Below are 11,986 nucleotides of genomic sequence, written 5' to 3'. Positions count from 1 at the left end.
TGGCGGACCTAGTCGAGAACGCGTGTCGGGCCGCCACCGCGTCGCCGCCGGCCAATGTCCGTTACCTGAAGCGTCCTTAACCGTTTTGTCTATATCTTCATCAAAGAGCCAAATCCCCAAGATCGTCTCTTCATCAATTTTTGCGTTCCCAGAGATGGCGAAGCCTAAGCAAAAAAGAGCAATTAAAAGTCGAGTAAAAGTCTTCATGGTTTTCTCCTCTATTGATAAAGATATGGCGCGCTTATGAAGCGCGCCAACTGAGGAAGATTAGGGCTTTACTAAGCGGATAAGAAATTCCGAATCACGTAATCCAGAATCCCGCCGTGTTTGTAGTATTCTACCTCCACCGGTGAATCAATTCTGACTAACAATTCCGTTGTCTGTGTCTCACCGTTTGACCGGACGATCTTCATTGTCGCCATCTGTCCCGGCTGGAGGTCATCGGCGAATCCTGTGATACTGATAACTTCACTACCATCAAGGTTAAGCGTCTGCACATTTTCACCAGCTTTAAACTGCAACGGTATAATACCCATACCGATGAGATTACTACGATGAATACGTTCATAACTCTCCACAACAACCGCTTTGACACCCAAAAGTTTGGGACCCTTCGCCGCCCAGTCGCGGGAACTGCCCATGCCATAGTCTTGTCCGGCGAAGAGAACCGTTGGAATACTGTTTTCTTGGTAGTGGAGTGCCGCTTCGTAAATTGTTGTCTGCGTCTCTTCTGGATACTGAACTGTGAATCCACCTTCTATATCCGGTGTCATCAGGTTACGCACACGGCGGTTGGCAAATGTCCCGCGGCTCATCACGCGGTCGTTACCGCGTCGGGAACCGTAGGTATTGAAATCTCGTATCTCAACACCGCGTTCTTGGAGATATTCTCCTGTCGGACTTGCCGCAGCGATTGCCCCTGCGGGTGAGATATGGTCGGTAGTGACAGAATCTCCGAAGATACCAAGGATCCGTGCGTTCACAACATCTGAGATAGGCGCAGGCTCGCGCGCGAAACCTTCAAAGAAGGGTGGATGCTGGACATAAGTGCTTCGCTCGTTCCATGGATAGAGAACGCCTGTCGCACCCGCAAGCTCTTCCCATTCCGGTGCTTGGTTGCCAATCGCTTCGTACATCTCTTTGAACGTGCGGCGATCAACGGCTGCACCAATCATTTCGGCAATCTCTTGACGGGTGGGCCAAATGTCCCGCAGATAGACGGCTTCGCCAGCATTGTTATGTCCAAGCGGTTCCGTGGCGAGATCGATGTCAATCCGACCTGCGATCCCGTAGGCGACAACAAGTGGCGGCGACATCAGGAAATTCGCTTTTATCTCTGGATGTACACGCGCTTCAAAGTTTCTGTTGCCACTCAAAACACTGGCAGTGACGAGATTCCCCTCATCTATTGCGTCTTGAACCACATCGTTGAGCGGTCCACTGTTCCCGATGCAGGTTGTGCATCCATAGCCTACGACGTTATAACCGAGTGCTTCAAGATAGGGCAACAACCCTGTATTTTGTAGGTATTCCGTTACGACACGGGAACCAGGGGCTAAGCTTGTTTTGACGTAATCGGGAACACACAGCCCTTTTTCTATCGCTTTCTTGGCGAGCAATCCCGCACCAATCATCACAGAAGGGTTACTTGTGTTTGTGCAGCTTGTAATTGCCGAAATAACAACAGAGCCGTGGGTTATACCATTGCTACCGCCTGTGTTTTCTGTCACGCCAAACCCATCGTCCGCTACAGGGCGTGTGAGGAGTTCATTGAAAGTCTGTTTGACATCCGACAACGCGATGCGGTCTTGCGGTCGCTTCGGTCCAGCGATACTCGGTTCGATGTCGCTCAGATCAACTTCAAACACATCCGAATACTCGACTTCTCCAAGGCGTGGGATACCAAATATCCCTTGCGCCTTAAGATACGCCTCTACCGTGCTAACGTGTGTTTCATCCCGTCCTGTGAGACGCAGGTATCGCATTGTCTCGGCATCGGGTGGGAAGAATCCGATCGTCGCCCCGTATTCAGGACACATATTGGAGATCGTCGCACGGTCAGGTAGCGAGAGTGCTTCTACGCCTTCGCCAAAGAACTCAACGAATTTGCCGACAACTGCAGCAGCTCTGAGGCGTTGCGTCACAGTCAAGACCAGATCTGTGGCGGTAACACCCTCTTGCAGTTCGCCCTTGAGGTGAACACCGAGTACTTCTGGGGTCAAGATATAAACAGGTTGACCTAACATCGCCGCTTCTGCTTCAATACCGCCGACACCCCACCCGACGATACCCAAGCCGTTAATCATTGTGGTATGCGAATCCGTACCGACGACAGTATCAGGATACGCCAGGGCATCCTCTGTCATAACCACTTTCGCGAGATATTCCAAATTCACTTGATGGACAATGCCGATAGAGGGTGGAATGATATTGAACTTCTCAAACGCCTGCTGTCCCCATTTCAGGAATTCATAACGTTCCTTATTCCGTTCAAATTCCCGTTGCGTATTGAATTGAAATGCGCTCTCTGAACCATACGCATCAACTTGGATAGAATGGTCAATGACTAAATCGACAGGGACGAGCGGTTCTATCATGCTTGCATCACCACCAAGTTCCGCAACAGCAGAACGCATCGCCGCAATATCAACGACAAGTGGCACACCCGTGAAGTCCTGTGCGACCACGCGTGCCGGTTTGAACGGTATTTCCGCTGCTTTCGGTGAACGCGCATCCCAACTCGCCAAATTCACAATATCTTCTTCTGTAATTTGGTGTCCGTCGTAATTGCGTAGTAGTGATTCAAGTAAGATGCGGAGGCTGACAGGCAAAGTCTCAATCGATCCGATGTTTGCTTCCGCTAAGGCAGGAAGCGAATAATAGTTACACGTAAGCCCTTCGCTTTCAAGAACTCGGTGTGTATTAAACAAATTATGAGCAGGGTCGGACATCTGCTATCTCCTTTAGTTTGTAGATAATTCTTTGAATAATTTTATCACAAGTTGATGTTGTATTTCAATTTCTCTTGTAGGAGGGGTTTCTAACTCCGATTTATCCAAACACTTGATAGAAAATTCTCCAAAAACCCGCGTAATCCGAGATTCAGATTGATGTGTCTTTTATCTCTTCTGCTGTGTTTTCGCGAGTTCATCAAGTTGTTGCCGCGCATGGACAACGATAACATTCTCAGGATAATCGGTGATGATAGTTGTATAGGTAGTGACAGCGTTATCAAAATCAGATTTCTGTCGATAAATTTCAGCGATGTTCACCAATGCTTCCGCGGCGATAGAACTTTCCTGTACAACTATCTGCTGGTACGCATTGATCGCCTCGTCATCTCTACCTGCTTCGCGGTAGATATTACCCATAAGCAGCCATATATCGTCGACAATAGTGGCTTGTGGGTAGACCTCAAGTGTTCGTTGACACTGCTGGAGGGCATCTTCTGTGTTTCCGCGCAGATAAAGTTGCAGGGCGGTCGCATAATCCGTGAGCGGCACCTTGAAATAATCCGGGTGATTCTGAATGAGGACAAGTCGTTCAAGTGCATCATTCGTGAGTTCATCAGATTTTGAAATCTTGATGACGCTGTTGTATTCCTTGAGAGCTTGCTCAAAGTCTGACGCAAAAAAATAGGAGTCACCAATCAGCTTTCGGGCAGTGGCACGGAGGCGGTTCGTACGGTTGGCAATCGGTTCGAGTACTTCCCGTGCAAGCGTGTAACGCTTCAGTAGAATATGGCATTCACCTAAACGCAATTGCACTTCCCCTAAGTAGGTGGCAGATAAACGTTGGGTAAGCAGCGGTTCAAAAGTCATTTGGGCAGCTTTCGGTGATCGGAGACCTCGCAGTTGGAGTTGCCCGAGCAGCAACTTGTCTTTGACAGAAGCCTCGCCACTTTTGACCTGTTCCTTCAGGAGCGCGACTGCTTCATTCCACCGTGCCATCTTTTGATAGAGTTCCGCGAGCTTGAAACGTGTGTTCTTGACACGTTTTCTGTCGGTGGAGCCTGCTATCAACGCCTTATAGAAATCAGCCGAAGCTTGAAGATTTTCGTTACGTTCTAACACTCGCGCACATTTTTCAAGCGTTGTGTCAGTGTGCATTGGATGGGATCGATGAAGTCGTGTAAAGGTCTCAAGGGCTTGCGTTGCTTTCCCCGCATAGAATAAGAGTTCACCGAGCGTCATAACGATATTAGCGTTATAACCGGATTGTATTTGCTGCTTCTGAAGCAGAGCGATGAGTTTCTCCTGAAGTGGTTTGCGTTCTACACCTTCATAAATTTCAAGCATCGCGCGCCAGATTGTTTCTCGTTGATTCTGTCCAAGTCCAACACGTTGCAAAGCGTCAATATAAACGTCTGCGGCTTCTTGGACTTTTCCCTGAATTTTGTACGCCGCTGCCAACTGCTTATAGAGATAACTATCCTGTGGGCTTAAACGAATCGCTTTCTGATACGCCGCAATTGCCTCTGGATACATCTTATGGGAGAGATAGATTGTGCCGAGTTGTTGATGTCGGTCAGGTCGATTCGGATCCCCTGTGACTAATTTCTCCCACTCGACGACAGCTTGGGCGGTTTTTCCAGTTTCAGCATAGAGGGAGCCTAATTTCTTACGCAAGTTTGTATTATTCGGGTTCTGTTTAATTGCCTTTCGGTAAAGCTCAAGTGCCTTTGGGTAGTCGTTCTGTTTCTGGTAGAGTGCTGCTAATTGCTCCAATAAAGTGCTATCATCAGGATACTGCAGCATCTGTTCTTGAATCAGTTTCTCAGCCTCTTCATAACGAAGGTTCGTCATATAAAGCTGAATAAGCCCATTGACTGCCGTGGTGCGATAGGGTGAAGTCGGGAAATTGTCAAGGAAATATTTGTAACTTGTTATTGCTGCCTCAGATTTGCCTTCTGCTTGTTCGTATTGTCCAATGAGGTAGGCAGCCGTAGCAGCGACAGTTGTGTCAGGGTGTTGTTTGAGAATCTGCTTACACTGTAGAATGGCTTCCCGAAACTGATAGCGTTCCCAATGGAGACTTGCTAACCGATGCACTGCCCGCGTCGCATAAGAACCGTTGGGGTTTCCATCAACAATTTCTCTGAAAATACGTTGTGCTGCAGCATCCTCACCTGTTTTAGCATAACTCTGGCCTAACATCAAGCGGATTGAGTCCTTTTGGCTTTGCCGAAGTGGTGTATGAGAACCATCAGCGTTAGGAATCCCTTTTTCGATCAACGCCTCGTACGCCTTAATCGCTTCCATGTATCGACGCTCGTGATAATGATCGTGTGCCGCTTCAACTGGTTCCAACGACGGATCTACTGTTTGGGTAGTAGGCGCGCGTTGAACTTGGGCGAAAGTATATCGCTGCCCTCCGATGACGATAGTAAGAAGTAAAGAGAGAAAAAAAAGAAAGATGATTCGTTGTTGCATTATGGTATCCATTTTTATTGGGATAAACAAATATTAACTATCTCCTGAAGCGTTAGCGTTTCCACCTCTGATTTGAGTTCCTCAACCCTTTCACCACCGAGTTTTACCTCCAATGCAGCAATGTCTTTGTTGACTGCATCCACATAAAGCGGCGTTGTTGATGCGGTTTCGGCATAGATTGAGGCGACCCTAAGAAAGAGACACAAACTCTGTTCAAATTTGCCTTCTGCACGAGCTAACTGTCCGAATCGGTAAAGCGATTCTGCTATCTCACGAGGGCTGCTGTTCTCGTTGCGGTACTCGAGACTTTCCGTATAGTAATGTCTCGCCTCCTCATATTTAGCATGACGAAGTGCTTCTTTGCCAAAACTATCCAATAGGTAAGGGATCCCCGTGCTGGAAGTAGAGAGTTCACGGGTGAGACGTAGACTTTCGGTATAGTAGTGTTTCGCTTCCTCCCGCAGACCTTGCTGATGGACAGTCTTTCCAAGATTATTGAGGGTATAAGCAATACTCCGTTTATCTCCAAGTTCACGAGCGAGGTGCAGGCTTTCCGTGTAACGCAGTCTCGCCTCTTCAAGATGGCGACGGTGATATGCTGTGAGTCCCAAGTTGTTTAGCGTGAAAGCGATATGCCATTTATTGCCTAATACTTTGGCAATCTCTAAGGCTTCGGTAAAGTGTATATCCGCCTCTTTGAGTTTTTCTTCATATCTTGCGATAATACCGAGACAATTCAATGCCTTGACGGTTCCGAGTTGCCGCCCCAACTTTCTGAAAATTTGTAACGCATCTTCGCACAATTGCCGGGCAGTTTCACACTCCTGTCGTTCATTATAGAATTTAGCAAGAGCCACCTGGAGGTCCGCTGTTGTCAAATAGAACGACATTTCGTCTGTTTCAGACGTGTCCTTCAGTTTCTGATGTCCGTCAATCTGTTGGTTTAATTCGATTTCTGCCTGTTTTAACCACCCTAAGCCTTCATTCCACAACCCACGGACATAGAAAAATTCTGAAAGAGCGACAGCAAGTTGCCCAAAGAGGAGCCATTTATCATTCTCTTGTGCAAATCTAAAAACAGCACGAAAATTACCGAGTTCAATCGCCATTTCTGAGAGTGCCTCACTCTGTTCTGAACCCTCAAGTTTTCTGTCCTGTTCTTGTGCTAACGTAAGGTAATAGTGGGCATGCGCCTCTCTGAATGCAAGGGGCGGTTGCTTCTCTTGAAGATACAATTGTAACGGCGCGGGGAGTCGATATCGGGTTTGCGTCAGGTATTCTTCAATCATGAGTAGCGATTTATCGTGTAAATTGAAGATGAGATCGATTGTTTCCGTTTCTGACTGGATAGAGGCTGAGCTACAGATAGTCTCAGCGGCTTCTAAGAAGAATCCACCTGAAAACAGCGCGAGTTGACAAAGTAGGAGTTGTTCTTCTGGCACTAAAAGTTCATAGGACCAGTCAATCACGGCATTAAGGGTTTGGTGTCTCGCTGGCACATCCCGATCACTTGTTGAAAGAAATGTAGATGATTTACTTGATGATGAGCTGTCAAGTAGGGCGTTTAAACGAGTAAGAATGTGTTGCGGTGTCATTGCACGAACGCGCGATGCAGCGAGTTCAATCGCAAGGGAGAGCCCATCAACCACCCGACAAATCGCACCAATCGCTTCGGCATTGTCAGCGGTTAATTGGAAGCCCGGCGCGACTGTTTCTGCTCTCGCCAAAAAGAGTTGAACGCTTTCGTAGTGATGGAGTGCTTCCCAGTCCAGGTCTTCAGGTGGAACAGATAAGGGCGGCACGATGAATCGCTGTTCACCAGCAATCTTCAAAGGTTCTCGTGATGTTATTAGACAGTGTAGCGTTGGACACCTAAGCAACAGCGTCTTGACATCCTCGGTGGCTGCCATCACGTGCTCAAAATTGTCCAACACCAATAGAAGTGTTTTTCCCAACAAATATGAAACGACTTGTTCCGTGACATCTTGTGTCGATTTTAATGGCAGGACGAGAGCCTTCGCGATCTCTGTGATAATATCGGTGGGTTGTCTCAAATCAGCTAACGCAATGAACGAGACCCCATCCGAATACGTGTTATGAAGTTCCGTTGCCACTTGTAGGGCGAGACGCGTTTTGCCGATCCCCCCTGGTCCAGTCAGTGTCACCAATCGTGTCTGTCCGTCAGTGAAATACGCCACAATACCGCGAACTTCGGTTTCTCTACCGATAAAACTATTTATAGGCGTGGGTAGATTATTCGGTAAATCGTTGAGGGTTCTCAGGGGTGGAAACTCGGTTTGTAGTTCAGGAATAGCGGTAGCGTCTATAGATGTCCTATGCTGCGATGGGGCTTCTTGTATCCCTTTGCTGAAGACTTCGCGCCATCTGTCTTCACCGATGATCTCTAAAGTAGAGTACCGAGGGGCGAGAAATTGAAAAATCACTTCTGGATGTTGAATGTTTTTTAGCCGATGTTCGCCGAGTGAGATAAAGCTTCCATGTGGAAATTGTGTTCTAACAAGTTCATGCGTTACAGCAGAGAGCAAGATCTGTCCACCGTGTCCTGCGTCCGTAATCCGTTTGGCGAGATTTGCAGGCATTCCGTGATATTCGTCATCCAGCAGGATCATATCACCTGTGTGAATACCGATACGAACGCGCAACGCCTCAATGTTTTCATGCCACTGATACGCATTGAGTACTAACTGTATCTCAAGGGCACACATAACAGCCGCACTCGCCGTAGGAAAAACAAAGAAAAAAGCATCGCCTTCGCTTAGGATCTCTGTGCCGCCCCAGGCGGAATTTGCAGCCCGCAAAATTGTGTTATGGGTACGGATAACCTCTGCCATCACCTCATTGCCGTGTGCCTCCCAAAGTCGTGTTGAACCTTCGATATCTGTAAACATCAAAGTAAGAGTGCTAATTGACAAATGTGGTTGCGGATCGTGTGTTGATAAAGAAATGTGCTTCTTTAATTCCATTAGGCGAGATTCCTAAACACTCTAAGCATTAGAGCATCGCGAGACTTGTCAGCAACGCCATACCGTAAATCATGCAGGTTTCATCAATGTCAAATTGTGGGTGATGACACATATTCACGATGCCTTTTTCCTCGTTTCCAGCACCGACCATCACAAAGCAGGCAGGGATTTCTTGAGAATAGCATCCGAAATCTTCGCCACCTAATATCGGCAGCACTGGAAATATGATGTTATCCTCTCCGACCAAACCGCGCGCGTTAGATACAACGTTAGTAACACAAGGTTCGTGGTTGTATGTTACCGGACATCCCTCTTGGTAATCAAAAGTGTAGGTGGCATTGTTAGCATCTGCTAAACCTGCGATGAGACGTTCCAGCTGCTCGCGAACGCGTGTTTGAACGGTTTTTTGAAGTGTCCGCACCGTGCCGCCGATGTGTACTGTCGGAGGGATAACATTGAGTGCTGCACCTGTGAGTCCATTCTTCAGATTGGCATCTCCACCGTGTAGTTGCGTCACACTGACCACCGCTGAATCTAATGGGTTAACATTTCTGGCGACAATCGACTGTACCGCTGTCACATACTGCGCACCAATAACGATTGGATCGACCGTGAGATGTGGAAACGCCGCGTGTCCACCCCTACCAGTAAGCGTGATCCGAAAAGTATCAGACTGTGCGAGCATCGGACCCACGCACGTGGCGTATTCCCCAACAGCATAGATTGGGAAGACATGTATCCCATAGATTTCGTCTACATCTTCTAAAACGCCATCTGCCATCATCGCCTCCGCACCACCCGGGAACACCTCTTCGCTCGGTTGGAAGACAAACCTAACATGCATCTTGAGATGACTTCGGAGGTGTGAAAGGATTCGCGCTGTCCCGATAAGCATTGCCGTGTGTGCATCGTGTCCGCATAGGTGTGCTTTACCATCAATTTTCGATTTATAAGGCACATCGGTCATTTCTTGAATTGGCAGCGCGTCCATGTCGGCGCGCAAGGCAATACGTTTTGATGCCCCCGGCACCTCCAAGTCCCCGACAACACCTGTCCTACCAATACCTGTTTTAACTGGAATGCCGAGTGTCTGCAACGCATCAGCAGCGATACCTGCAGTGCGTTCCACATCAAACCCTATTTCAGGATGCTGATGAATATCGCGCCGGATGCCGACAATGTCGTTAAAATGATGACGGCACTGTTCAAAAATTAAATCCTTCTGCATTAAATTTAATCTTCCTCTCAAAGTCCCCCTGATAAGGGGGATTTAGGGGGTTTTTCCATTGCAAATCCTCATTCAACAATACGCTTAAACTATTTATGAGACGTGTTGTAAATTAGAATGTTAACGTCCGCCGCAGAATGCTCCGGTGCCCATGCTCATTTTCAAGCCGGTAGATGATCGTATAAACCCCCGACATCGTTTGAAATACTTCCTTATTAATCACGGGTGTCAATTCTACCTCCGTTGAACCGTCATCAGGCACCGTTTTTTCTTCTCTGAAGGGTCCGTAGCATCTTTCTCCCAAAGGGTTGAGGACCTTCCATGTCAAGGTGAGCTGCTTCGGACGTGGCGGATTATTAATATAGACGGTGATTTTATCATCCATCTGTCCTTTTTCATAACGCAACGTACCTAACTTGGAGAATAATTTTACCGTCAACGCTAACGGTGGTGTATATTCAGCGTTCCCTGTACCCGGGATTGCACGCCATGTGCCGCCTGTTGCCAAGGCAATCTGTCGAATTGGGAGATAATCAATTCCGATCACATCAACACGCACCTGCTCGTTCTGTAGTGTCTCAATAACTTCATCCAGACTATAGGCGGATTTTCCGTCATAATCCGCATCATGGAATGCACCATCACTTGCGAGGACAATAAAACGTTGCGCTCCCTTACGGAATTTAGACGCTTTCACAGCGGCCATGAGTCCATCTAAGCCTGCTTCCGCGAGGTCTCCACCGCTTTTCTCATCAATCTTAATCTTGAAAAGCCAGTTTTTGAAGGTTTCAAGGTTGTCAGTGCGCCCGTATGCCTTTGTTTTATCCGTGAATGTCACTAACCCGAAAGTAGCATCGCGTCCTTCTCGCTCCATAGCTTCAAACAGAAAATCGGCATAAGCACGGACACTTCGGATATTGTCAAGCATACTTCCTGTTTCATCAAGAACGAAAATAATATCAACCTTTTGGGTTGTAGTCGCCGCAGCGAGTGTACGGGCAATATCCTGCATCATATAGACGAAAGCACCACCGAGATTAGCACCCCCAGAAGAGCCGCCACCCCCCCATGAATTGCCCATGCCTCCTGCGCGTAGCGCGTCGCCACGTTCACTACCGTAGTGGATCTTTGGTGTCTCAATTCCTGGCGACGCGCCAGAACCATCTAAAACACCCTCTGTCTCTAAAGCAATCGGTTTCGTTTCTCCCTGGGGCACTACATAATCTACTTTGGCTGTCGGGGGTTGTGCAGCTATCGGTTGAGCGAGTGAATTCAGTGTTAGAAGATTCTCAGGCGTGTATGTAGGTTTCCCGACTATAGGATCTGCATGTGACACGCCACTACCGACTTCTGATGTGTGAGTGGCACTGTCTTGTCTACGTGCTTCAAGTTTGGGAGTCGCTGCGTCTTGATTCGCCCTCTGCCATGATGCACTTAAACCGGCTTTCGGTTTTGGTGGTGCGGGGGGTTTTTCTTCTTCCGCCACGATAGGCGCAGTAGGTTCAATAAAGACAGGTGGTTTAACGGGGCGTTGTAAGGGCTTCACGTGGGTTATCAAAGCCTCTATTTTTTCACGAAACGGTGGTGGTAACGGACCCTCTTTCGGCACAAATTGCCATATTACCAATAACAAAACGCAATGGATAAGGAACGAGCACACAAAATATGGGGATGCCGTTTTTCGATTTTTCATTATATCAACCCATAGAGGCATTCTTCTTCCGTCTATATGTTTACGGGAAGGGGGCTAAACATGAATCCAAAATACTTAGGACCTCGTTGAGTACCCAATCGGATGCTTTTTCAAGGAACTGTACCTGACGGCTATCATAATCAACAGATTTAATCTGTTCTACCATGATGTCCCCAGTCAGTGAAGAACTATTAGGCACTTTAACGTGGAACGGAATGTTTCTGAAGGTGTTAGTTATTGGACATACCATGGCAAGTTGAGTCCGAGCGTTAAATAAGGTGTTACTAACTACAAGAGCGGGACGCCTACCTTTTTGTTCATATCCAGATTGTGGATCGAAGGTGAGGCGCACGAAATCACCTGCCTGTGGAATATATTTAGGCATCTACCATTCCTCTTTCCCGACAGGTTTTCCCCAGTCAAGTTCTTCAGGTTGATAGTCGTCTGGCATTTGGGCGAGTAGTGCCTTCAAATCAGCACGTTTATGTGTTTTGGTTGTCGTTTCAATGATAATTCGACCGTTCTGGATGGTTACCTGAACTTCATCACCCACATTCAGTTGTGCTGCCTCCAGAATATTCTTCGTAAAACAAATTTCCTCGCTATTTTCTGATTTTTGAATTTTGATTAACATAGCCTATCTCCTTAA

General features: G+C 47.5%; 8 protein-coding genes. All 8 read right to left on the bottom strand.

The window, feature by feature from the left end; all coding sequences use genetic code 11:
- Window positions 1-207: hypothetical protein (locus OXH00_00895; protein ID MCY3739554.1), on the bottom strand; the 207-nt coding region annotated here is incomplete at its 3' end.
- A gap of 71 nt (window positions 208-278) precedes the next feature.
- On the bottom strand, window positions 279-2,951 hold the full coding sequence (acnA, locus tag OXH00_00890; GenBank protein ID MCY3739553.1) for an aconitate hydratase AcnA: 2,673 nt from the start codon (window positions 2,949-2,951) through the stop codon (window positions 279-281).
- Window positions 2,952-3,119: 168 nt separating this feature from the next.
- Window positions 3,120-5,432 (bottom strand): tetratricopeptide repeat protein, encoded by a 2,313-nt coding sequence (locus OXH00_00885; GenBank protein MCY3739552.1) that lies wholly within the window; start codon window positions 5,430-5,432, stop codon window positions 3,120-3,122.
- 14 nt (window positions 5,433-5,446) lie between these two features.
- Window positions 5,447-8,416, bottom strand: coding sequence for a tetratricopeptide repeat protein (locus tag OXH00_00880; protein MCY3739551.1), 2,970 nt, complete (start codon window positions 8,414-8,416; stop codon window positions 5,447-5,449).
- Window positions 8,417-8,444: 28 nt separating this feature from the next.
- Window positions 8,445-9,644: an amidohydrolase gene (locus tag OXH00_00875; GenBank protein ID MCY3739550.1), complete on the bottom strand. Its 1,200-nt coding sequence runs from the start codon at window positions 9,642-9,644 to the stop codon at window positions 8,445-8,447.
- A 112-nt stretch (window positions 9,645-9,756) separates the two neighbouring features.
- Complete coding sequence (locus tag OXH00_00870; protein ID MCY3739549.1) at window positions 9,757-11,337, bottom strand: VWA domain-containing protein; 1,581 nt, start codon at window positions 11,335-11,337, stop codon at window positions 9,757-9,759.
- 40 nt (window positions 11,338-11,377) lie between these two features.
- Window positions 11,378-11,722 carry a type II toxin-antitoxin system PemK/MazF family toxin gene (locus OXH00_00865; GenBank protein ID MCY3739548.1) on the bottom strand — a complete coding sequence of 115 codons (345 nt, stop codon included), beginning with the start codon at window positions 11,720-11,722 and terminating at the stop codon, window positions 11,378-11,380.
- Window positions 11,723-11,971: a transcriptional regulator/antitoxin, MazE gene (locus OXH00_00860; GenBank protein MCY3739547.1), complete on the bottom strand. Its 249-nt coding sequence runs from the start codon at window positions 11,969-11,971 to the stop codon at window positions 11,723-11,725.
- Window positions 11,972-11,986 lie beyond the last annotated feature (15 nt).

Source organism: Candidatus Poribacteria bacterium, from assembly GCA_026706025.1.
Taxonomy (GTDB): domain Bacteria; phylum Poribacteria; class WGA-4E; order WGA-4E; family WGA-3G; genus WGA-3G.
Note: the sequence above shows the minus strand (reverse complement) of the source record. Positions and strands in the feature narration are given on the sequence as shown.